The following is a 22,581-nucleotide window of genomic DNA, read 5'->3' as shown; positions in this document are numbered from 1 at the left end:
GGCGGCCTACTGCTGGGCGCGCGGGATGGCGCCGGTCGGCGCTTCTTCGTCGACCGTGCGATGCCGTCGGGTCGGGGCGTCACCGAACTGGTTCGAGGCGTTCTGGTTACTGCCCTCGAGGTCGGCACGGATGGCTTCCTGCGCCTTGGGCGGCAGGGTGTGCATGATCTCGCGCACCCGGGCCTGCCGACGGTAGACGGCCTGGCGCTCCGGCATACCGGGCGTCGCCTGGATCTGCGGCGGCACACCCTCGATCTCCTCGACACCGCCGTCGTGGTGACCGGCGTCGATCATGGCCTGCTCTTCGGCCATCGTCGACTCGTCCTTCTCCTCGGACATACCGATCGGCCCGATACGGCGACCGTTGAGGAACTGCCGCACCACCGGCTCGTCACTGGTCAACAGCACCTCGCGCGGACCGAACATCACCAGGTGCTTGCGGAAGAGCATGCCCATGTTGTCGGGCACCGTCCGGGCGATGTTGATGTTGTGCGTCACGATCAGGATCGTGCAGTCGATCTGCGCGTTGATGTCGATCAACAACTGGCTCAGGTAGGCGGTACGAACCGGGTCCAGGCCAGAGTCAGGCTCGTCGCAGAGGATGATCTGCGGATCGAGCACCAGGGAGCGGGCCAGGCCGGCACGCTTGCGCATACCGCCGGAGATCTCGCCGGGGAACTTGTTCTCGTCACCGGCCAGACCCACCAGCTCGAGCTTCTCCATGACGATCTGGCGGATTTCGCTTTCCTTCTTCTTGGTGTGCTCACGCAAGGGGAAAGCGGTGTTGTCGTACAGGCTCATCGAGCCGAACAGCGCGCCGTCCTGGAACATCACGCCGAACAGCGTGCGGATCTCGTAGAGCTCCTTGGCGGTGCACTGAATCACGTCGGTGCCGTCGACGATGATCTTGCCGCGCTCCGGGCGCAGCAGCCCGATCAGCGACTTCAAGAACACGGACTTACCCGTACCGGAGGGGCCGAGCAGAACGCTCACCTCACCCGGCGGCAAGTCGAAAGTGACGTCCTCCCAGATTCGCTGGGGGCCGAAGGACTTGGTCAGTCCTTCAATCTGGATACCAATGCCCACGCGAGATCCTTCCGCCAATATTCGTCACGCCACACGCCTCACCGCTTGTGGCTTGAGTCACTGTAGCCTACCGCTCCTGGCCAAAACAGGAGTCTGGGGTCGATTGTGACCCATCGAGAACACGACTGTGGGGCCGACCCGTTTTGCTGGATCGACCCCACAGTGTGATATTGCCGGCTCGCCGGCGTGTGATATTGCCGGCACGCCGGCACGGTGCTACTTGACGGTGACCGTCGCGCCCGCGGCCTCGAGCTTGGCCTTGGCGTCGTCGGCGGCAGCCTTGTCGACCTTCTCGAGCAGCGGCTTGGGAGCGCCGTCGACGAGGTCCTTGGCCTCCTTGAGGCCCAGGCCCGAGACGATCTCGCGGACGACCTTGATGACGCCGATCTTCTTGTCGCCGGCACCCTCGAGGATGACGTCGAACTCAGACTGCTCCTCGGCGGCCTCGGCGGGCGCACCACCGGCGGCGGGGCCGGCGGCCGCGACGGCGACCGGGGCAGCGGCGGTGACCTCGAAGGTCTCCTCGAACTTCTTGACGAACTCGGAGAGCTCCAGCAGCGTCAATTCCTTGAACGCGTCGAGCAGCTCGTCGGTGGACAGCTTGGCCATGAGTGGTCCTTTCTGATTCTTACTTTCAATGCGATTTGTGGAGTGTTACCGGCGGTCAGCGCCGGTGCGGCTCCACAAACCGCGGGGATGGTGGGTGGTTATGCGGCTTCTTCGCCTTCGCCGGCCTTCTTCTCTTGCAGAGCGGCGGCCAGCCGTGCGACCTGCGACGCCGGGGCGTTGAACAGACCGGCGGCCTTGGACAGGTTCGCCTTCATCGCGCCGGCCATCTTGGCCAGCAGCACCTCGCGCGACTCCAGGTCGGCGATGCGCTCGACCTCGGACACGCTCAGCGGGCGGCCGTCCATGTAGCCGCCCTTGATGACGAGGGCCTTGTTGTCCTTGGCGAACTTCTTGATCGCCTTGGCGGCGTCGACGGCCTCGCCCTTGACGAACGCGATCGCGGTGGGGCCGACGAACAACTCGTCGAGCCCCTCGATGCCCGCCTCCGCCGCGGCACGCTTGACCAGCGTGTTCTTGGCGACTGTGTAGGTGGCGGAATCACCGAGCGAACGGCGCAGGTCCTTGAGGTTGGCCACCGTCAGCCCGCGGTACTCGGTGACGAGCGTCGCCGAGGCCTCCTTGAACTGCTCGGCGATGTCGGCAACCGCGGTGGCCTTGTCAGCCTTGGCCATGCATGCCTCCTCGTGGATGGGAACCGTGGGCCGAGTAAGGGTTGCGGGGCCGGAAACGACGAACGCCCCGACGCAGACAGGTCGGGGCGCGCAATAGCTGTAGCCTCGTCCTCCTGCGTGGGCCGCCCGGGTGGTCCGGGACCTTCAACCGATTGCTCGGTGACCGACGGTCTTCGGTGGAACGCGGTCAAGAATAGCCGACCACCTGCTCATCAGCCAAAACGCACCCCATCCCCGCGACGCGCGCACCTTCCCCACTTTTTGCGCGACCGTGCGCGTCTGCCCACGACACACCGCGATTTTCCAGCAGCTCGCGCACCCTCGCCCGGTCGCGAGCGTGCACAAAGCGCCTAAACCCCCGCCACCGCGACGACCACCAGCCCGAACACCACCACAAGTAAGGCCACTCGCCGCCAGTGCAGCCGGTCCCACTGCCGCGCCAGCCCGCGGTCGACATCGGCGCCGGAGGACCAGCGCCCGATGCGGTTGTTGATCGGCACCATCAGTGCCACGGTCGCCACCACTGCCAGCGCCATGGTCAGGGCCGCGGTGATGAACAGCCAATCCGTCCGCAACAGCACGGCCGCCGCGATCAGAACCACGAGCGCCGCGGCGTACCAGAACGGCATCACCGTTCCCAGTACCCGCCCGCTGTCGCTGCGGGCCTGTGCGAACGCTTCGTCGGGCAGCCGGCCCAGCATCGGGTTAAGGAACACTGCGACCGCGAGTTCGACCCCGACCAACGGTCCGACGATCAGCAGGGCCAGCACGTGAACAATTGCGTCCATACCTCGACCGTGCCCATCACGCTGACACAAAACAAGGTACTGACACATTTGGCAGCTTGAGAGGACCGGCATCACCGAGCGCATGCTCATGGGCCATCTGCACGAGTTGGTCGCCGACGGCATCATCGACCGCCACGATGCCCGCACCGTGCCCCCGTGTGTGCACTACTCGATCTCGGAATACGGCATAACGCTTGCTCCGGTGTTGCAGAGCCTGCGCGACTGGGGCCGAAACCACATGGCCCGCAAACACTCCCGGCAGGCACAAGAGGACTCGCACCCGGTTTAGGTCAGCCGTCCCCCGTGTGCTCCCACAGCAGGGCGGCCGCACCGACCAGGCCGGCGTCGCCGCCGAGTTCGGCCGGCACCACTTCGATGCCACGGATGAAGTCCAGCCCGGCGTGGGACGCGAGCGCCTCCCGGACGGGGTCGAACAGCAACGCCCCGGACTTGGCCACGCCACCGCCGATCACGACCCGGTCCAGGTCGCAGACCGCGCCGACCGACGCGATCATCGCACCCACAGCCACCGCACCGCGACGAAATGCGCTCAGCGCCACCGCATCTCCGGCATTGGCGGCATCGGCCAGCTCCTTGGCGTCGGCATGGGCAGGGCCCACCCACCCGTGCTCGCGGGCCCACTGCGCCATGCGCGGGCCACCGGCGATGGTCTCGACGCAGCCGCGCCCGCCACACGTGCACGGTGCGCCGTCCGGATCGACGACGATGTGCCCGACGTGCCCCGCGTTGCCGGTCCGGCCGTCGTAGGGGGCGCCGTCGAGCACCAGCCCGCCGCCGACACCGGTCGAGACCACCATTCCGAGCAGGAAGTCGGCGCCGCGGCCGGCGCCGCGCCAATGCTCCCCCATCGCCATGCACAAACCGTCGCCGGCGAGTCGCACCGGTGCGCCGACGGTCATCGCCACCCGCTCGACGATCGGAAACCGTTGCCAGGAGCCGATGTTGATCGGACTGACGGTGCCCGCCGACAGATCGATCGGTCCGGCCGAGGCGATCCCGGCGCCGCGGACCCGTCCGCCCGCGGTGGCCAAGGCCTCGGTGAGCAGCGAATCCGTCACGGCCCAGATCGTTTCCGCATCACCGTCCGGTGTCGGCAATGTGGCTCTGTGCACCAGCGTGCCCGCATCGTCGACGAGACCGACGGCGATCTTCGTGCCGCCGATGTCGAGCGCGAGAACGAGGTCGGTCATCAGTGCCGATGGGTGTTGTCGGGTTGCCGGGGATCGCCGGGATGTTCGTAGCCGGGGGCGAGCTCGACGACCGCCGCACACCGGGCGTCCAGCCAGAGCCGGAAGGCCCGGCGCCGTGCGGCGGCACACAGATGCGCGGCGGCCGAAGCTGTATCGCTGAAGCGCAACGGGTTCCGGTCCCGGTACGACGCCACCTCGTCGTCGGTTACGTCGATACCGGCCGTCACCTCGGCGAACACCGCGCGGGCCAGCGGGTCGGCGAGCACCGATGCAGCCACACTGCCGATCTCCATCCGCACGGTCATGTCCGGCAGCACTTCGGCCTCGGCCGGCGTGTCATCGACGTTCAATCCGCGTGCCGCGGCCTCGGTCGTCACGACGCGCTCGGCAACCAAGAGCTGGGTCAGCCAACGCCGCAGCTGTCGACCTTCGCTGGTGCCCGGGCGCGGCAGCGAGGAGGCGATCCGCGAGGCGCGCAGGCAGGCTTCGCGCGCATCGACCTCGTCGAGTGACACCGGCACACCGTCCACTGTCGCCGCGACGCCGGACCACGCGGACTCGCTCACCGCACCGTCACCTTCACCGCGGGTGAATAGACGAGGCGTCCGGCGGCGGCCAATCGGATGAGCGCCCACCACTCCCCCGGTTCGACCCATTCCGGCGGGGCGACGTCGAAGTCGATCTCGGCCGTGCCCCGAGCGGTCAGCTCGACGCCGGATGCCGCCGGGCCCAACCACTCCCATGTACCCCACGGGCTGATCAGGTGCGCTTCGACCGCAACGTCTGCCCACGCGTCGGTGCCGACGGTGACCCCGACACGGGCCGTGTCACCGGCCACCACGTCGACCGGCTTCGGTCCAGCGACGAGGCGCAACAAGGCGTCGTCCGAAGGCGCGTCGACCGCGACGACACATACGTCCTCGACCACCTGGCGCCACGACGGCGGGATCGAGACGTGTGCACCGGTCAACGCGAGTTCGGCGCGTATGGGATACAGCCCGGGTGACACGGCATTCGACGGGGTCACGCTCACGGTGGTGTCCAGGTATTCGCCGGGCGGCAGCATGAACGGCAACACATCGGGTTCTGCCGCCCAGCCATCCGGACACAGCAGCCGTACCCGGCCATGCAGAATCTCGTCGCAACAATCGCTGGCCACAGTGAGACGTAGCTGCAGCGGGGAATCCGATGCCACCACGTGTTGCGGGTGCAGATGGGCGACGGCGGGCAGGCCGCCAAGCGGGGCCGGACCACGGTTGTGCAGCCAGTACCTGGCATACAGCGGCTGGGCCTGCTCCGCCTCTGGTGCGAGGGCGACATGATCGGCCTGTAGAACCTCCGGCAGATTGAACCGGGCCAGAACGGTGGCGACCTCGAAACCGTGCAACGACAGGCCTTCGGGCGTCACCTCTCGCACCCGCGGTTGCTCGAGCAGATCCACCCGGACCGCGGCGGACACCCGGCGCAAACCCGAAGTGACGGTGACTTCGGTTGTGCTCCCGGTGGTTTCGGCCAGCCTCATCGCGACACCGTCAGCGGGGTGGACCGGCCGCGCACTACCGCTCGCCAGTGGGTTGCCCGCGGCCTTCAGCGCTGCCAGCCGCACCGAGCCCGCCGGCTGGATCTCCAACAGCGAACCCGACGGCGGCAAACCGCCCACCGTTCCCCACTTCTCCGTCACCGCCACGAGCGGATTCGATAACTCGGTGCTGCGAGCCGGGACACCGGCCCGGCGCCAGTCACCGTCCTCGCAGACCAGCGCGTAGTCGAACGTGTGTGTCCAGTGCTGCAGTTGGAAGTTGGACCCGTCCGGTGCGGTGCGCCGCGGCGGATCGATCCACGTGCCCGAGGGCCAACCGGTACATGACCGCATCAACGAAAGGTTCAGCGTTCCATCGGATTCGACGGCAAAGCCGGGCACACCGCGGTTGAGCAGCGCAACCGTCCGGTCTTCGAACGGTTCCATCTCGGCCGGCGCCGCCTGCTCGACGACGATCTCCCAACCGCGCAAGTCGTCGACAACCCCCTGCACCACATGGTCCAGCGCAGACCCGGCCAGAATCAGCACCGGCAGCGCCCGCACATCGCGCAGATCCGCGCTCGGCACCCACGCGTCTTCCAGGCGGCAGGCCGCCGGTACCCATACCCTGGCCGCGCCGGTCGCGTCGAGCTGTCGCCTCATCTCCTCGGCGTACGACGAATCGACGGCGTCGAGAACGGTTGCGGTGAAGCCGTTCTGGTCTGGGCCACCAAGTGCGATCCGCACGTCGGGAAGGTTCGAGTCGACGGTGAGATCGCCGTAGCGCGGCCTGTCGGAGCCGCTGCACGTCGCGGTGACGCCGGCGCGCGCGAGCGCGACCATCAACGGTCGCGCCACCGCGGAGTCGCTTTGGGTCGGTGTGATCACCTCGGCAACCGAGACCGCCCGACACGCCGTGCCGACCCGGACCCGCATCGTCGACGACAGCCCGAACCAGCCGTATGCGGGGTTGTCCAGCGTCCACGGATGCGTCGCGACGTCGAGCGCTGTGTCCCGGCCGCGTTCGTGCAGCAGCGCGAACCCGCGTCCGATCACCGCGTCACCGACCTCGCTGACCGGCATCGCCCCGGGCACCGGGCATGGCCAGCGCAGCCGCAAAAGCCGGTCGGCGCCGGTGAACTCGTTGATCGTGGTCCGGCAGTCGACGCGCGCCACGCCGTGCCACAGCGTCAGAATCTGCGTATAGCGCAATACACCACCGATGGCACCGTCGACGACCAGGCGGTCTCCGAGCGCTCCGCGATAAGCCTGCACCGTGGCGGGCGATGACGAAGAGCCGATCATCGGGCCCTTCGGCAGGAGGTGCCATGGCCCCTCGCCCGCTTCGGGATGCGCGGGATACTCGTCGTACACCACCAACTCGTTGCCGACCTGGCCGGGAGCGATCAAGGACCGGCCCGAACCACATTCGACCAACGACTCGACCGCACCGCCCCGTGACGGATCGACCCGCAGCCGGTAATAGTCGTTGCCGATCTCGTTCCCGCTCACCGGTTTCCAGCCCGCCGCCGAGCCGTCCGACCGCTCGATTCGGTAGGACTGCCACCCCATCGAAGGCACGTCACCGGCGAGCCAGGTGACCGTTCGTCCGCCGTGCTCGACGTGAGCGGGTATCTCCTCACCCGCGGAACCGACAACCCGCACCGCTCCGGCAGCCTGCGGGATGCGGGCGGTGACGACGTCGGTGCGCTTGTGCGCGACGGGATTCCACACGACGACCGATTCGTCGACCGCCCCGGACAACACGGCCAGCGCATGGTCGCGGGCGGTCCTGCCCAGCTCCCATGCGTCTCGCCAGCTTGTCAGCAGGTCGAGGTACACCTGGTCGGATTCCGAGCCGGTGATCGCATCGTGGTGCGCACCATAGGCCAATTGGACCCACGCCTTGGCCAGCGCGGCCTGCGGGTACGTCGCACCAACGAGAAGCCCGGCGAAGACCGCGAACTTCTCGGCGTCGAGGACGACGTCTTCGGCCGCCCGGTTGGCCTGCTTGGTGTCGATGTAGGAGACGTCTTTGCCGGTGTAGATCGGGTTCATGTCCCGGGTCTGCGGCGACGCCTCGACACCGTGCTCGGCCAGTTCGGCGCGGACCGCGGCGAAGAACTCCTTGGGCACCGCACAGACGAACCGCGGCCAGGTGTATCGGGCGTTCCAGTCCCGGTGAATCTCGGTGACCCACTTGTTCGGTGGTGTGTAATCGGTGCCGACCGGTAGGAGGACGTTGCGAGTCAACGCCACCTTCTTCAGCGACGTGAACAGTCCATAGGTCTCGGCTTCGGCCGCCTCCAACGTCGGTGCCGAATCCATCCACCAGCCGGCCGCGTAGTGCGCGGGCATGTAGTGCGTCAGCAGTCCGCGCCCGGACGGGGAGAGCCACTCGAATTCGCTGCTGAACTGCATGCGCTCCGGGTCGCCGCCGCCGGCCATCGGGCCCCACTGATGGTGTGGGCCACGGGCCCACGAACTCGACGTCAGCCCGGCATCGGCGGCCATACCCGGAAACTGCGGGTCATGGCCGAACGCGTCGAGCTGCCAGGCCGTGGCCGGGTCGGCGCCGAGCACATCGCGCTGAAACCCGATGCCGTGCACGAAATTCCGGATCGTGGTCTCGGGACCGGTGAGGTTGGTGTTCGGCTCGTTGTACGTTCCGCCCATGATCTCGACGCGGCCCTCGGCGACGAAGCGGCGCAGATCGTCGCGATCCTCGGGGTGGGTGTCCCAGAACGGTTTGAGGTAGTCGACCTCGGCCAACACGAACTTGTATTCCGGTTCCCGGCGGGCCATTTCGAGATGGGCGCTGACCAGATCGAAGCCGTTGGTCTGCCGGCACCGGCCCGGCGGGTCCTCGCTCCACAGACTGGTGTACGCCGCCTGGGTGTTCCACCACACCGGGTCGTAGTGGAAGTGGCTGATCATGTACATCGTCCAGCCGGGTTCGGCGACGGTGAACACGAACGGTGTGATGCAGTCACCCGTGACAACCCGCGCCCGCCGCTGCTCACCGGGAACGGCGTCGGTGACCATGACCGCCACCTCGACGCTGCCGTCCCCGGCCGCCGCTTGCGCGTGGCCCACCAGCCCGTCACCGTCGACCCGCACCTCGCCCGTGCCATCGGTATAGGTGACCCGCACGATCTGCGACGGCGCGTCCGCGGGCCCGACGAACAGATCCGTCGACTCCGCCGAAATGACCCGCACAGCCAAACCCTACGTGCGGTCACCCCCGCATCGCGGTGGAAATCAGGCTCGGGAGATGTCGACGACGAGGGCGCGGTGATCCGAGATGGGAAGCGATGGCGCGCAGCACCGCTCCACCCGCAGGCCGGGGTCGTCGGTGACGATGTGGTCGAGTTGGCGGTCGGGCCCTTCGGCCGGAAACGTGGCCGCCGAGCCGAGCGGTCGCAGCCGGGTCCAGCGATGGATCGTTGGCGGCACCATGTTCAGATCGCCCATCAGCACTCGCGGCGACGGGAAGCCACGCAGGTCGCGCAGCAATCGGCGCAATTGCATCCGATTCCACCCCGGCACAAACGACAGATGCGTGTTGGCGACGGTCAGCGGTCCCAGCGCAGTGTTCAATTGGCCGACCACCGCCGCCCGAGGCTCCTCGTTGACGATTTGCACCCGATTCGGTCCCGGCAGATACATCGGAAACGGCACCGGGATCCGCGGTAGGCGCAGGACCTGCCACGACTCGGCGGGAAACCGCGACAGCAGCGCGATGCCGTAGGCGGCGGTTCCTGGCTGCTCGTCGCCGGTGGCCGCCATCCAGGTGGCTCCGGGCGTGCCGGAGATCGCCGCCACGAACCGGTGGCTCACCGCGCCCATCGCTTCGGCGGCGACCGCGGTCAGGTCGGCCATCCCCGACCGCGGCTGGTCGAGGTCGACTTCCTGCAGCGCCAGGATGTCGGCGTCGAGATCCCGGACGGCCTCCACGAGGCGGTCTCGGTGGACGAGCCCGTCGTGCACGCTGCGTCCGTGCAAGATGTTGAAGGTGGCCATCCGCATCTGCATGGGTACTAGCTACCCACAATGGCTGCCAGCCGATCAGTCGGCCCCAGGAGAGTAGTGCCCCAGAGAAACGATGATCTGCGCGACGCACTCAAACGTGCGGCGTCGGCGTTGCGCGCACAGGGCCCCGATTTCGCGCTGGGTGGCAGCTACGCGCTCTGGGTGTTCGGGGGCCCAGAACCCGTGCACGACGTCGATTTCGTGGTCGCCGAGCCCGACACCGAGAAGGCCGCGGCGACGCTGGAGGAGGCGGGTTTCCGGGTCGAGCGCACGCCGGAGGACTGGTTGTTCAAGGCGTGCGTCGAAGACGACTTCGTCATCGACGTCCTGCACCGGCTCAACGGCGTTCCGGTCGACAAGGAGAGCATCCTGGCGGCCGAGGAGTACGACGTGCTCGCGGTCCGGATGCGTGTGCTGGCGCCGACCGAGGTCATGCGCGAGAAGCTGAACTCCCTCAACGAACACCATTGCGACTTCGCCGCACTGCTGCCCGCGGTGCGTGCGGTCCGCGAACAGCTGGACTGGGAGCAACTGCGCGTCGAGACCGCCGACAACCCGTTCGCCTCGGCGTTTCTGATGCTGGCCGACCGCCTGGGGCTCACCGGCTGACGCTTCGTCGCAGACGCTTCCAGACCGCCTCCGCCGCCTGTATCACCTCCGGCGGTGAGAGCACTCGGAAATCGCATCCGACCGCCGCGAAGTAGAGCACCATGCGTTCGGGGTCGTCGGCGCCGGCCGTGACGAGGCATGCGTCCGGTCCGTCAGGCTCGATCATTGCCGATGACGGTGAGAAGTGCTGTGCGACAACGCTTTCCGGTGCGCTGAAGTGGACGCGCGCGACGTATCGGTACGGTGAGCTGCTGATCGATCGCCGCACGTAGGCCGCCGCGTCGGGCGCCTCGCGCGGCACGAAGGTGCTGCCCTGCGCGCGCACGTCGTTCATCCGGTCCAGTCGCAGGCTGCGCCAATCCTGCTTGTCGCGGTCGTAGGCCAGCAGATACCAGCGCCGCCCGGTGGTGACCAACTGATAGGGCTCGATCCGACGCTGGGTGGCATTGCCGCGGATGTCGACGTAGCCGGTCGCCACGTGCTCGTGGTCGCGGCAGGCCCGCGCCAGGGTCATCAAGACGTCGGGTTCGACCGGCGTATCGGAGGTCGGGGCCATCAGCGTGACGGTCGATTCGTGCACCGCGGCCACCTGCGACCGGAGCTTGGACGGCATCACCTGATCGAGCTTGGTCAGCGCCCGCAGCGCCGATTCGCCGACGCCCGCCACCGTTCCGCCGGCGGCCAGGCGCAGGCATACCGCCATTGCGACGGCCTCGTCGGGGTCGAGCAGCAACGGCGGCAACGCCGCACCGGCGCCGAGTTGATATCCGCCGCCGTGGCCCTTGCTGGCGTGGACGGGATAGCCGAGGTCGCGGAGCCGTTCGATGTCGCGACGCACGCTGCGGGTGGTCACCGCCAACCGCTCGGCGAGCTCCTCACCCGTCCACACCCGCCGCGACTGCAGCAGGCCCAAGAGCTGCAGTATCCGGCTCGTCGTCTCCGACATGAACGCAGCCTGCCTCATTCAGAGGACTGAAACTGTCCTATAACCCTGTCAGAGTGATCCTATGCCGACGAGGATCTCCCACGAGCTGGCCGAACAGGCCGACTTCCACTGGACCAACTTCCTGCGACCCCGGTTCGAGGGGCTCACCGACGACGAATACTTCTGGCAGCCGGTCCCCGACTGCTGGACCGTGCACCCGGACGGGTCGATCGACTTCGACTACCCCGAACCGCTCCCACCACCGTTCACGACCATCGCCTGGCGCCTCGCACACGTGATCGTCGGCGTGTTCGCGATGCGCAACCACGGCCATTTCGGCGCCCCGTCCGCCGACTACCAGTCCTGGCTGTACGCCACCGACGCCGCGACGGCGCTGCGGCAGCTCGACGAGCAGTTCCAAACCTGGATCGACGGTGTGCGCGGGCTGTCCGACGAAGACCTGAACCGACCGTGCGGTCCGGCAGAAGGTCCGTACGCCGAGTATCCGATCATCGCGCTCGTCCTCCACATCAATCGCGAGTTCATCCACCATGGCGCCGAAATCGCTTGTATCCGAGACCTGTACGTTCACACCGATCGAAAGGGAAATTAGCCATGCCAGGAATGCCGCCGCCCGCCGCAAACCAACGCCAGACGCTGGTGCACTTCCTCGCCTTCCAGCAGAACGCGTTCTTCTCGGTGGCATACGGACTGACAGACGAGCAGGCACGGTCGACGCCGTCGGTCAGCACGCTGTCGATCGGCGGTTTGGTGAAACATGCCGCCGGTGTGCAAAAGGGCTGGACGGAGCGGATCCTCGCGGCGCCGCACTTCCCGCCGAAGGACGACCGTCCGATGGACGAGATCATGGCCGAGTACGCCGACCAGTACGTGATGCGCGACGACGAGACACTCGTCGGCCTGCTCGACACGCTGCGGGCACAGAACGAGTTGACGCTGCAGGTCCTTCGTGAAGCCGATTTGTCGGCACCGGTTCCCATTCCGCACGAGGTGCCATGGTTTCCGCACGACATCGACCACTGGGACGTGCGCTGGGTCGCGCTGCACCTCATCGAGGAGCTGTCCCGACACGCCGGCCACGCCGACATCATCCGCGAATCGATCGACGGCGCAACGATGTACGAGCTGATGGCCGCCAATGAGGAGTGGCCGGAGACCGACTTCGTCAAGCGGTGGCGTCCCGCCGTGGCGTCATAGCTCATCGCCGCGCAGCCGGTTCCAGAAACTGTCGGACTCGTCGTCGGTCGCGAGCGCGGCGGCCTCCTCGCGCAGCGCCATCACACGCTGGTGGATGTAGTGCTCGGTGGAGCGCGGCATCGCGCCGGGGCCGTAGTGGCCGCGTCGGAGCCGACGGACGCGGCCACGCCGGACCTCCCACCGCAGCGCGTCGGACACCGTTTTGGAGGGCCGCCCGTCGACCGTGAAGAAGTGGTGGTCGAGTAACCGGATCAACGCGTCGACGCTGGTCGCCCCGTGCACCGCGAGATACATCGTCAACACGTGACGTAGCTCGGTGCCGCGCAACACTTTCCGTCGCGTCATACCTCGACGGTGGCATCGGCCACCGACACAAAACCGCCGTCGTGGCCGGCCCTGTGGATAACCAGCGCCCTGCGGGAGTATGTGCCTCTCTGCCAGCCTCGGAGCGACAATGTCGCTCATCTACTATCGGCCGTCATCATTTCAGCGACAAAGTCGCTCAGAGGCTGGCAGAGAAACAGGTGTACCCCGCCTAGCGCAGCACCTGGCTGACGGCGTGCTCGACGACCGCGTCCAGGTCGGTCCCCAGCCTGCCCGCCAGCCACTGTTGCGCCAGCTCGGCCATCGCACCGGTGTACATCGCCGCGCCCACCTGGGCGGCCACCGAGTCGGTGTCCGGCTGCAGCCGCCAGGCCTCGGTGAGCACGCCTTCGCGCAACAAATCCTGTGTCGCCGCACGCCGAGCCGCCAGCACCGGATTCGATCGCGCATCGGTGAACAACACGCGCCCGCGTCGCGGATCCTCGGAGCTGAACCCGAGCACCGCGGCGATCCCCGCGCGCGTCCTGGACCGCAGCGATTCGCCGGCCTGCGACATGGCCCCTTCAATCGCATCGGTCAGTTGGGCGCTCACCTCGTCGTAGACGGCCCCGAGGAGGTCATCGATATCGGCGAAGCTCTCGTAGAAATACCGCGTGTTCAGCCCGCATTCGCGGCACACCGACCGCACCGACACGGCGGTCTCGCCGCCATCGCCGAACAGCCGGAAGGCGGCGTCGATCAGCTGTGCTCGGCGCTCGGCGCGGCGGTCCGTCAGCGGCACGCCCGCCCATCGGGTCGGACTGGACACCATCCCAGCCTAGGCGGCATCGCGCCAACTCTGGTCACATACGTGACCAAAATGTATTCTGGCTACAGCCGTGACCAGAGTTTGGATTTAGGAGCCGACGTGATTCTGCTGCCGCACCAGTTCCTCGGAGAGGCCCTCAACCAGCGTTTCGACAAGGACATCCGGCGCAACTACTTCCGCGGTATGGAGTTCGCCGCGCCGGTGGGCGATCCGGGCTGGTTCGGCCCCGGCAGCGCGGTCTGGCATGTGCACTCGCACATGCAGGCGCTGATCTTCGGCCTGCAGTGCGCGGCGTTCATGGAGCGGCTCGATCCGTCGATCTACTGGATGGGCATGCACCACTCACGGCTGGTCAAGCGCGACCCGAAAACAGGGGTCGCCGTTCCCGAGATCGACCCCAGGGGCGCGGCGGTACGTCTGGGCCACTCGATCGCGTTCTTCATCGGCACCGCCTACGGCTCAACCGAGACGGCCGAGCGCCTGGCGAAGGCCGTCCGCTCGATGCACCACACCATCAAAGGCACGCGTCCTGACGGCGCCCGCTACGACGCCGACGACCCGGACTGGTTGCGGTGGAACTACGCCACCGTGGTGTGGGGCCTGGCGACCGCGCACGAGCTCTACCATCCGAACCCGTTGCGAGGCAACAAGATCGACCGCTACTACCGAGAGTTCGTGCGGGTCGGCCACGCACTGGGCGGCACCGACCTGCCCGAGACCAAGGCCGAGGTCGCCGACTGCCTCGAGTCCTACCTACCGCGGTTGGCCGTCACGCACGGCACGGCGCTCGCCACAGGACCGGGCCTGCCGCTGGCGCAGAGCGCGATCAACTGGGCCATCCGCGACACGATGCCGCGCTGGGCCAAGCAATTGATCCAGCACAAGGACCCCAACATCCTCGAGCGCACCGCGCGCCGGGCGACCGTCTGGTCGGTGATCAACGGGCTGCACGTCGCGCAGGGCCCGATACCGGAGTTCCGCCAGGCGCAGGCCAGGGTGGCGTCGGGCACCGATGTGCCGCACACCCTGCCGACATACCGGTTGGGCGACGACCAGGTCCTCAGTCGCGACGAGGTCGAGCGCAGTTTCGCCGAGGCATGAAGACCGCCGCGAATTGGCATTCCAGCAGGAAAAGTACGGGTAGCGGCCTGCTGGAATGCAATTTCGGCGCCACAGGGCCCCGCAGAAGGCCGATTGTGAGCCCGTCCACAGGTTTTTACGTGCCACCGCGGATTTTGAGACACTGGCTCCCATGAGTGCCACGCGAAAGACGCAGCACCGCGATGTAGCCAAACTGGATAGGGTCCCCCTGCCGATCGAGGCTGCCCGCGTCGGTGCCACGGGTTGGCAGATCACCCGAACCGGTGCGCGGGTCGTTTCGAAGATCACCGGCCGCGGTTCGCTGCAGCAGAAGATCATCAAGCAGGTCCCGCAGACGTTCGCCGACCTCGGACCCACCTACGTGAAGTTCGGCCAGATCATCGCCTCGAGCCCCGGCGCGTTCGGCGAGCCGCTGTCCAAGGAGTTCCGCAGCCTGCTCGACCGGGTTCCGCCTGCGGACCCCCAAGAGGTGCACAAGCTGTTCGTCGAGGACCTCGGTGACGAACCCGCGAACCTGTTCAAGAGCTTCGACGAGAAGCCGTTCGCATCCGCGTCGATCGCCCAGGTGCACTATGCGACGCTGCACAGCGGAGAAGAGGTCGTCGTCAAGATCCAGCGGCCCGGCATCCGCAGGCGGGTCGCCGCCGATCTGCAGATCCTCAAGCGCGGGGCGCGGCTGGTCGAATTCGCCAAGCTGGGTCAGCGCCTGAGCGCCCAGGATGTCGTCGCCGACTTCGCCGACAACCTGGCCGAGGAACTCGATTTCCGGCTCGAAGCGCAGTCGATGGACGCGTGGGTCGCGCACATGCACGCCTCGCCGCTGGGCAAGAACATCCGTGTGCCCCAGGTGTATTGGGACCTGACCAGTGAACGGGTGCTGACGATGGAACGCATCCAGGGCACCCGTATCGACGACGTGAAAGCCATCCGCGAGAAGGGTTTCGACGGAACCGAACTGGTCAAGGCCCTGCTGTTCAGCGTCTTCGAGGGCGGCCTGCGGCACGGCCTGTTCCACGGCGATCTGCATGCGGGCAACCTCTACGTCGACGACGACGGCAAAATCGTGTTCTTCGACTTCGGCATCATGGGCCGCATCGATCCGCGCACCCGTTGGCTGCTGCGGGAACTGGTGTATGCGCTGCTGGTCAAGAAGGACCACGCCGCGGCAGGCAAGATCGTCGTGCTGATGGGCGCCGTCGGCACCATGAAGCCCGAGGCGCAGGCGGCCAAGGACCTGGAGAAGTTCGCGACACCGCTGACCATGTCGACGCTGGGCGACATGAGCTACGCCGAGATCGGCAAGCAACTGTCGACCCTCGCCGAGGCCTACGACGTCAAGCTGCCGCGCGAACTGGTGCTGATCGGCAAGCAGTTCCTCTACGTCGAGCGCTACATGAAACTGCTCGCGCCGAAGTGGCAGATGATGTCGGATCCGCAGCTGACCGGCTACTTCGCCAACTTCATGGTCGAGGTCAGCCGAGAGCATGACGCGGAACTCGACAGCGAGGTTCGGAACTGAATGCAGGTCCGAACCGGCATCGCCACGTCGAGAGATGCCAAGTCCGGCGATCTCGACATCCATTACGAGGACATGGGCGACCCGAACGATCCCGCGGTGCTGCTCATCATGGGACTCGGCGCGCAGCTTGTCATGTGGCGCAAGGATTTCTGTGAGCGGCTCATCAACCAGGGCCTGCGGGTCATCCGGTTCGACAATCGCGACGTCGGCCTCTCGTCGAAACTGCGCGGGCTGAACACCGACGCACCGCTGGTGCCGCGGATGCTGCGCTCGCTGCTCGGGCTGAGCAGCCCGGCCGCCTACACACTCGAAGACATGTCCGATGATGCGGCCGCCCTGCTGGACCATCTCGAGATCGAGCGCGCCCACATCGTCGGCGCGTCGATGGGCGGGATGATCGCCCAGGTGTTCGCCGCCCGGCACAAACCGCGCACCCAGTCGTTGGCGATCATCTTCTCGAGCAACAACCAAGCGCTGCTGCCGCCACCCGGTCCGCGGCAGCTGCTCGCCATTCTGCGCCGGCCCAGGGGCAACACGCGCGAGGCGGTCATCGAGAACGCCATCAGGGTCAGCAGGACCATCGGCAGCCCGGGTTTCCCCGCGTCCGAGGATCGGCTGCGCGCCGACGCGATCGAGGACTATGACCGCTGCTACTACCCGGCCGGGATCGGCAGGCATTTCGCAGCGATCCTAGGCAGCGGCAGCCTGTTGCCCTACGACCGCGAGATCACGGCGCCCACATTGGTGCTGCACGGCAAGGCCGACAAATTGATGCGACCGTCCGGCGGGCGAGCGATCGCCAAAGCCATCGAGAACGCCCGGCTGGTGCTGTTCGACGGCATGGGTCACGAACTGCCCGAACCGCTGTGGGATGACATCATCGGTGAACTGAAAGCCATTTTCGCCGCGACTTTTTGACGTCGGCGCAAGCGTTCCACGATTGGCCTGCCGGCACGGCTGCGCGTACATTCGTGCCGAGTGCTTCGGGCTTGAACTGTCACAGGCGACGCGAGCTCTGATTCCGCCCAGAAAGGCACCATCGTGGCCGCAACACGCAACTTGACACCGCACTTCGCCGACGTGCAGGCGCACTACGACCTCTCGGACGAGTTCTTCCGGCTGTGGCTGGATCCGACACAGACCTACAGCTGCGCCTATTTCGAGCGCGAGGACATGACGCTCGAGGAAGCTCAGCGCGCCAAAGTCGACCTCGCGTTGGGCAAATTGGGCCTCGAGCCGGGGATGACACTGCTCGACGTCGGCTGCGGCTGGGGGTCGACGATGATGAGGGCCCTCGAGAAGTACGACGTCAACGTCGTCGGACTCACCTTGAGCGAGAACCAGCACGCCTATGTCGAGAAGGTCTTCGCGGCGTCCGACAGCCCGAGGTCCAAGCGGGTGCTGCTTCAAGGCTGGGAACAGTTCGACGAACCTGTTGACCGAATCGTGTCGATCGGCGCATTCGAGCACTTCGGCAGGGACCGATGGGATGACTTCTTCGCCATGGCTCACCGCGTACTGCCCGACGACGGGGTGATGCTGTTGCACACCATCACCGCGCTCACGCTTCCGCAGATGGCCGAGCGGGGTATGCCGCTGACGTTCTCGGTGGCCCGGTTTGTGAAGTTCATCCTCACCGAGATATTCCCGGGCGGCTATCTGCCGACCATCGAACTGGTCGGCGAGCACGCCGAAAAGGCCGGCTTCGAATTGACCCGGCGCCAGAGCCTGCAGCCTCACTACGCGCGCACCCTCGACTGCTGGACAGCGGCGCTACAAGCCCACGAGGACGAAGCGATCGCCATCCAATCCCGAGAGGTCTACGACCGCTACATGCACTACCTGACCGGCTGCGCGCACGGCTTCCGCGTCGGATACATCGACGTCAACCAGTTCACGCTCCAGAAATAGCCCCGGCCCCCACAAATCGCCGCCCACGTGGCGGCAAGCCGAATTAGGGTCTGGCAAGCGCCGAACGATATGGTGTCGACCAGATCATCGCGTGACGGCGTGCAGGCCCGCGTCACGTCATTGAGAAAGGCCAAGCAGGGGAAATATGTCTGACAACTCAACTGGCACGAAGGACATGCGGCCTCATTTCGAGGACATCCAGGCGCACTACGACCTGTCGGACGACTTCTTCGGCGTGTTCCAGGATCCGACGCGCAAGTACAGCTGCGCATACTTCACCGGCCCGAACGTCACGCTGTCGGAGGCGCAGATAGCCAACGTCGACCAGCACCTCGACAAGCTGGACCTCAAGCCCGGTATGACCCTGCTGGAGGTCGGCTGCGGGTGGGGTCTCACGCTGCAGCGTGCGATGGAGAAGTACGACGTCAACGTGATCGGGCTGACCCTGTCGAAGAACCAGCAGGCCTACTGCAACCAGCTGTTGAGCAAGCTGGACACCAAGCGCACCTATGACGTCCGGCTGGAGGGCTGGGAGCAGTTCCACTCCCCGGTCGACCGCATCGTCTCCATCGAGGCGTTCGAGCACTTCGGGTTCGAGCGCTACGACGACTTCTTCAAGACGTGCTTCGACATCCTGCCCGACGACGGCCGGATGACCATCCAGAGCAGCGTTGGCTATCACCCCTACGACCTGGCGGCACGCGGTAAGAAGCTGACCTTCGAGATGGCCCGCTTCATCAAGTTCATGATCACCGAGATCTTCCCGGGCGGGCGCCTGCCGACGACGCAGATGATGATCGAGCACGGCGAGAAGGCCGGCTTTCAGGTTCCCGAGGCGATCTCGCTGCGCAACCACTACATCAAGACGCTGGGCATCTGGGCCGACCGCCTTGAGCGCAACAAGGACGCCGCGATCGCGGCCGCCGGCGAGGAGAACTACGACCGCTACATGCGCTACCTCAAGGGCTGCCAGTGGTACTTCATCGACGAGGGCATCGACGTCAGCCTGGTCACCTACCTCAAGTCCGGCGCAGCCGCGTAGGGACAGAACGTAGGGAAATACCTGATTCGCCCGGTGTGAGGAATCGCTACCGTTCGACAGATGAGCGGGAGTCGGGAGTCCGCGTGTTACCTGGCGGAGTGGTACCTGCCCGAGTTGAGTGAGCAATCCGTCGAGGATCTCGTCGCGCGTCTTGACGCCGCGGCGGCCGCCGCCACGGGCGAGGGGACGCCCGTCGAGCTGTTGATCACGCTGGCCGTCCCCAGCGACGAGGTGCTCTACGGCGTCTTCGGCGCCGGCTCCCGAGAGGTCGTCTCCCGGACCTGCCTCGCGGCGGGTGCGCCACACCAGCGGCTGTCCGCTCCGGTGGGCACCCGGATTCGGCGCCATAACCGCACATGACGTTGCCGTACTTCGCGCCCTTCCCGGCTCCCGCCAATTAAGCACACCTCTTAGCTGCATATCCCCGGACCTACGACTTCTGCGCTCATACGTCAGCGGATATCCTCAATTTGCTGTCGATGAGGGGTGTGGTTCTGGTGTCCGGCGTAATCGAGCGTCCGGCCGAATTTCGGGCGGTGGGCGATTTCCTGGAATCCGCCGGCAGCGGGCCCTGTGCACTTGTCATCGAGGGCGATGCCGGAGCCGGCAAGACCACCCTGTGGCTGACGGGTATATCGGCGGCCCGCGAACGCGGCTTCCGCGTGCTGACGGCGCGAGCCGGACAGGCGGAGACCACCCTCGCATATGCCGCCGTCGCCGACCTTTTCGGCGACATACCCTCTGAAGTCTTCGCCGACCTGCCGGACCTGCAGTGCCTCGCTGTGGATCGCGTGCTGCTTCGCGCTGACGGCGACGGCCCGCCGACTGACCAGGGAGCGGTGGCGGCCGCCTTCACCGCCGCCGTCGAGCAACTCTGCGGGGACGTGCCGGTGCTCATCGCCCTCGACGACGTGCAGTGGCTGGACCCGTCCAGCCGAGCCGTGGTGGCCTTCGCCGCGCGGCGGTTCAGCGGCCGCGTGGGCATGCTGGTCACCGAACGCACCGAACACGAGGGACCCGGCGCGGCGCATTGGCTGCAGGTGGGCGACGAATCCGGTGTGCGCCGGGTACACGTGGGTCCCTTGAGTCTCGGCGGATTACACGCCCTGATCTCGACGCGGCTCGGCCGGACCTTTCCTCGCCCGACGATGGTCCGGATTGCCGAGATCTCGGGCGGCAACCCGTTCTACGCCCTCGAGCTGGCACGGGCGATCGACGCGGGCGGTTCCCAGTCGGTGTTGCCCGCGACGCTCGCGGAGTTGATGCGCCGACGCATCGGCCGTCTGGAACCCGAGACCCAGGTCCTGCTGCTGGCCGCCGCGTGCGAGGCCGCCCCGACCGTCGACCTGCTGGCGCGGGTCACCCGCGGCACGCGTGATCGCACCGCCGAACTGCTGACCGAAGCCAGAAACAAGGGCATTCTGACCATCGACGGCGACGCCGTGGCGTTTTCGCACCCGCTGTTGGCACGCAGCGTCTACACCGATGCCAAACCGAGTGAGCGACGCGCCATGCACCGGTCACTGGCTGATGCAGTGGTACTCGAAGAGTCGAGAGCCAGGCATATGGCTCTGGCAGCTGCCAGCGCCGACCCGGCCACCTTGGCGGCGCTCGACATCGCGGCCGATACGGCGGTTGCACGCGGCGCGCCTGCCGCGGCCGGCGAATTACTCGAGCTGGCAATCGGTCTCGGCGGTGATACGCCGGCGCGGCGGATTCGCGCGGCTGACCACTACCTGCATGCCGGCGATCTGGAGCGCACGCGTTCACTGCTGGACGGGTTGACAGAGCGCGTAACGGGTGGCGTGCACCGGGCGATGGCGTTGAACTTGTTGGCCAGCATGCACATTCAGCACAACAACTTCACCGATGCCGTCGTTCTCCTGGAACAGGCGCTGGACCATGACGAGGGCGACCGCGAGGTTCGCGTCCGCACGCTGCTGCTCTTGGCATATGCACGGCTCAACGCCGGCGAGTTCGGGGCAGCGCTGCAGAGCGCGGAACGGGCGGCCGCGTACGCGGAAGACGTGGGGATCGCCGACCTCACGAGTCAGGTTCTGGCGGTACGCACCAACATCGCCTGCATGTGCGGTCGCGGTGTCGACTGGGCGGGCATCGGCCGAGCCTTGGCCCTGCAGGATCTGACCAGCGAGGCGCCGATCGCTTTCCGCGCCAGACCCAATCACGCCCTGCTGCTGGCGTTCGCGGGACGGTTGGATGAGGCGATCGATCAGATGGCCTTCGTGCGCCGGCGTTGCGTCGAGCGGGGGGCCGAAACCGATCTGATCTTCGTCGCGGTGTTCAGTGCGCTGATCGAGATCTGGCGAGGAAACTACGAGGAGGCGACCCGCATCGCCGAGGAGACCGTCGAGCGGGCACAACAACTCGGCGGCGAACACATGCAAGTGGTCGCCAAGAGCATCCAGTCCGCGGTCGCGGCGTATGCCGGCAGGCAGGACGAGACCCGGGCCGTCGCGCGGAAGGCGATCGACCTCGCCGAGCGTTGCCGTTCGCCCCGACTAGCGGATTGGGCCTCGGTCAACCTGGCATTCCTCGAGGTGTCGTTGGGAAATTACGAGCAGGCGCTGCAGATATTGCAGCCGTTGGTCGACCGGCTCCCGTTCCTGCCCGGCACGGAAATCATCACCGCGGGCTTCGTCCCCGACGCGGTTGAGGCGTTGGTCGCGCTCGGCCGCGCCTCCGAAGCCCAGCCGATGATCGACGCGCTGGAAGCCAACGGGCACCTGCTGGACAGGCCGTGGATGCTGGCCATGGCCGCACGGTGCCGCAGTCTCTGGCTTGCCGCCCGCGGTGAGGTCGACGATGCGGCCGACATGGCGAGACGCGCGCTGACCCACCACGACCGCCTGCCGATGCCCTTCGAGCGCGCTCGAACCCTGTTGCTGCTCGGCCAGTTACAGCGGCGTCAGCGGCAGAAGGAAGCGTCGCGCACGACCATGACCGAGGCCTTGCGCGTGTTCGAGAGCTTGGGCACTCCGCTGTGGGCGCAGCGGGCGCGCGCCGAACTCGCGCGAGCCGGCGCATCGAGCAACGGACACTTGGGCCTGACGCCGTCGGAGCACCGCGTCGCTGAACTGGCCGCGTCGGGTATGACAACCAAGGACGTGGCCACCGCGCTGTTCATCAGCCCCAAGACGGTCGAGACGAACCTGTCTCGCATCTACCGGAAACTCGGAATCCGATCAAGGGCCGAACTGGGGCGCGTCTTTGGCGAGAACCATTGAGC

At 66.8% G+C, this 22,581-nt stretch carries 22 protein-coding genes; 11 read left to right on the top strand and 11 right to left on the bottom strand.

Annotated elements, in window-relative coordinates; translation table 11 throughout:
• Positions 1 to 6: 6 nt before the first annotated feature.
• From AU198_RS00695 to AU198_RS00680, 4 genes are all read right to left on the bottom strand, one after another.
• A complete protein-coding gene (locus AU198_RS00695; protein WP_064345557.1) occupies positions 7 to 1,086 on the bottom strand; it encodes an ABC transporter ATP-binding protein in 1,080 nt (359 codons plus the stop codon).
• 216 nt (positions 1,087 to 1,302) lie between these two features.
• The gene (rplL, locus tag AU198_RS00690) at positions 1,303 to 1,695 is read right to left on the bottom strand and encodes a 50S ribosomal protein L7/L12 (protein ID WP_064345556.1); all 393 of its coding nucleotides are present in this window, start codon (positions 1,693 to 1,695) and stop codon (positions 1,303 to 1,305) included.
• Positions 1,696 to 1,793: 98 nt separating this feature from the next.
• A complete protein-coding gene (rplJ, locus tag AU198_RS00685) occupies positions 1,794 to 2,327 on the bottom strand; it encodes a 50S ribosomal protein L10 (RefSeq protein WP_064345555.1) in 534 nt (177 codons plus the stop codon).
• Between the two features lie 350 nt (positions 2,328 to 2,677).
• On the bottom strand, positions 2,678 to 3,115 hold the full coding sequence (locus tag AU198_RS00680; protein ID WP_064345554.1) for an anthrone oxygenase family protein: 438 nt from the start codon (positions 3,113 to 3,115) through the stop codon (positions 2,678 to 2,680).
• 88 nt (positions 3,116 to 3,203) lie between these two features.
• Between AU198_RS00680 and AU198_RS00675 the strand changes: the two genes are divergently transcribed.
• Positions 3,204 to 3,404, top strand: a complete 201-nt coding sequence (locus AU198_RS00675; protein WP_231744530.1) for a winged helix-turn-helix transcriptional regulator — start codon at positions 3,204 to 3,206, stop codon at positions 3,402 to 3,404.
• Position 3,405: 1 nt separating this feature from the next.
• On the opposite strand, the gene AU198_RS00670 is transcribed toward AU198_RS00675, so the two are convergent.
• From AU198_RS00670 to AU198_RS00655, 4 genes are read right to left on the bottom strand one after another with little or no spacing between them, the layout of a single operon-like run.
• A complete protein-coding gene (locus tag AU198_RS00670; RefSeq protein ID WP_064345553.1) occupies positions 3,406 to 4,326 on the bottom strand; it encodes an ROK family protein in 921 nt (306 codons plus the stop codon).
• Positions 4,326 to 4,982: a DUF7158 domain-containing protein gene (locus tag AU198_RS00665; RefSeq protein ID WP_082690799.1), complete on the bottom strand. Its 657-nt coding sequence runs from the start codon at positions 4,980 to 4,982 to the stop codon at positions 4,326 to 4,328. Before AU198_RS00665 ends, AU198_RS00670 begins: the two co-directional genes overlap by 1 nt.
• The gene (locus AU198_RS00660; protein ID WP_064345551.1) at positions 4,889 to 9,064 is read right to left on the bottom strand and encodes a glycoside hydrolase family 38 N-terminal domain-containing protein; all 4,176 of its coding nucleotides are present in this window, start codon (positions 9,062 to 9,064) and stop codon (positions 4,889 to 4,891) included. The genes AU198_RS00665 and AU198_RS00660 overlap by 94 nt, the downstream gene beginning before the upstream one ends.
• Before the next feature lie 42 nt (positions 9,065 to 9,106).
• A complete protein-coding gene (locus tag AU198_RS00655; RefSeq protein WP_064345975.1) occupies positions 9,107 to 9,874 on the bottom strand; it encodes an endonuclease/exonuclease/phosphatase family protein in 768 nt (255 codons plus the stop codon).
• A gap of 60 nt (positions 9,875 to 9,934) precedes the next feature.
• Here AU198_RS00655 and AU198_RS00650 point away from each other — a divergent pair, with 60 nt between their 5' ends.
• A complete protein-coding gene (locus AU198_RS00650) occupies positions 9,935 to 10,486 on the top strand; it encodes a nucleotidyltransferase family protein (RefSeq protein ID WP_156431435.1) in 552 nt (183 codons plus the stop codon).
• Here AU198_RS00650 and AU198_RS00645 read toward each other — a convergent pair.
• A complete protein-coding gene (locus tag AU198_RS00645; RefSeq protein WP_064345974.1) occupies positions 10,476 to 11,432 on the bottom strand; it encodes a helix-turn-helix transcriptional regulator in 957 nt (318 codons plus the stop codon). The two genes, AU198_RS00650 and AU198_RS00645, sit on opposite strands and share 11 nt — an antisense overlap.
• Before the next feature lie 61 nt (positions 11,433 to 11,493).
• On the opposite strand from AU198_RS00645, the gene AU198_RS00640 reads away from it, so the two are divergent.
• Both AU198_RS00640 and AU198_RS00635 read left to right on the top strand, forming a co-directional pair.
• The gene (locus AU198_RS00640; RefSeq protein WP_064345549.1) at positions 11,494 to 12,024 is read left to right on the top strand and encodes a DinB family protein; all 531 of its coding nucleotides are present in this window, start codon (positions 11,494 to 11,496) and stop codon (positions 12,022 to 12,024) included.
• A gap of 2 nt (positions 12,025 to 12,026) precedes the next feature.
• Positions 12,027 to 12,629, top strand: coding sequence for a DinB family protein (locus AU198_RS00635; protein WP_064345548.1), 603 nt, complete (start codon positions 12,027 to 12,029; stop codon positions 12,627 to 12,629).
• Here the strand turns inward: AU198_RS00635 and AU198_RS00630 are convergent.
• Together AU198_RS00630 and AU198_RS00625 are read right to left on the bottom strand one after the other, a co-directional pair.
• Positions 12,624 to 12,974 (bottom strand): hypothetical protein, encoded by a 351-nt coding sequence (locus tag AU198_RS00630; protein WP_064345547.1) that lies wholly within the window; start codon positions 12,972 to 12,974, stop codon positions 12,624 to 12,626. The genes AU198_RS00635 and AU198_RS00630 overlap by 6 nt on opposite strands.
• Before the next feature lie 190 nt (positions 12,975 to 13,164).
• The gene (locus AU198_RS00625) at positions 13,165 to 13,761 is read right to left on the bottom strand and encodes a TetR/AcrR family transcriptional regulator (RefSeq protein WP_064345973.1); all 597 of its coding nucleotides are present in this window, start codon (positions 13,759 to 13,761) and stop codon (positions 13,165 to 13,167) included.
• A gap of 102 nt (positions 13,762 to 13,863) precedes the next feature.
• Here AU198_RS00625 and AU198_RS00620 point away from each other — a divergent pair, with 102 nt between their 5' ends.
• The 7 genes from AU198_RS00620 to AU198_RS00590 all read left to right on the top strand — a co-directional run bounded on the left by AU198_RS00620 (position 13,864) and on the right by AU198_RS00590 (position 22,579).
• Positions 13,864 to 14,862: an oxygenase MpaB family protein gene (locus tag AU198_RS00620; protein ID WP_064345972.1), complete on the top strand. Its 999-nt coding sequence runs from the start codon at positions 13,864 to 13,866 to the stop codon at positions 14,860 to 14,862.
• Between the two features lie 151 nt (positions 14,863 to 15,013).
• The gene (locus tag AU198_RS00615) at positions 15,014 to 16,381 is read left to right on the top strand and encodes an ABC1 kinase family protein (protein ID WP_064345546.1); all 1,368 of its coding nucleotides are present in this window, start codon (positions 15,014 to 15,016) and stop codon (positions 16,379 to 16,381) included.
• Positions 16,382 to 17,299, top strand: coding sequence for an alpha/beta fold hydrolase (locus AU198_RS00610; protein WP_064345545.1), 918 nt, complete (start codon positions 16,382 to 16,384; stop codon positions 17,297 to 17,299).
• Positions 17,300 to 17,422: 123 nt separating this feature from the next.
• Positions 17,423 to 18,292: a cyclopropane mycolic acid synthase family methyltransferase gene (locus AU198_RS00605; RefSeq protein WP_064345544.1), complete on the top strand. Its 870-nt coding sequence runs from the start codon at positions 17,423 to 17,425 to the stop codon at positions 18,290 to 18,292.
• 145 nt (positions 18,293 to 18,437) lie between these two features.
• Positions 18,438 to 19,334 (top strand): cyclopropane mycolic acid synthase family methyltransferase, encoded by an 897-nt coding sequence (locus tag AU198_RS00600; RefSeq protein ID WP_064345543.1) that lies wholly within the window; start codon positions 18,438 to 18,440, stop codon positions 19,332 to 19,334.
• A 60-nt stretch (positions 19,335 to 19,394) separates the two neighbouring features.
• Complete coding sequence (locus AU198_RS00595; protein ID WP_064345542.1) at positions 19,395 to 19,694, top strand: hypothetical protein; 300 nt, start codon at positions 19,395 to 19,397, stop codon at positions 19,692 to 19,694.
• Between the two features lie 119 nt (positions 19,695 to 19,813).
• On the top strand, positions 19,814 to 22,579 hold the full coding sequence (locus AU198_RS00590; RefSeq protein ID WP_064345541.1) for a helix-turn-helix transcriptional regulator: 2,766 nt from the start codon (positions 19,814 to 19,816) through the stop codon (positions 22,577 to 22,579).
• Positions 22,580 to 22,581: the final 2 nt, after the last annotated feature.

Source organism: Mycobacterium sp. GA-1199, from assembly GCF_001500045.1.
Taxonomy (GTDB): Bacteria; Actinomycetota; Actinomycetes; order Mycobacteriales; family Mycobacteriaceae; genus Mycobacterium.
Note: the sequence above shows the minus strand (reverse complement) of the source record. Positions and strands in the feature narration are given on the sequence as shown.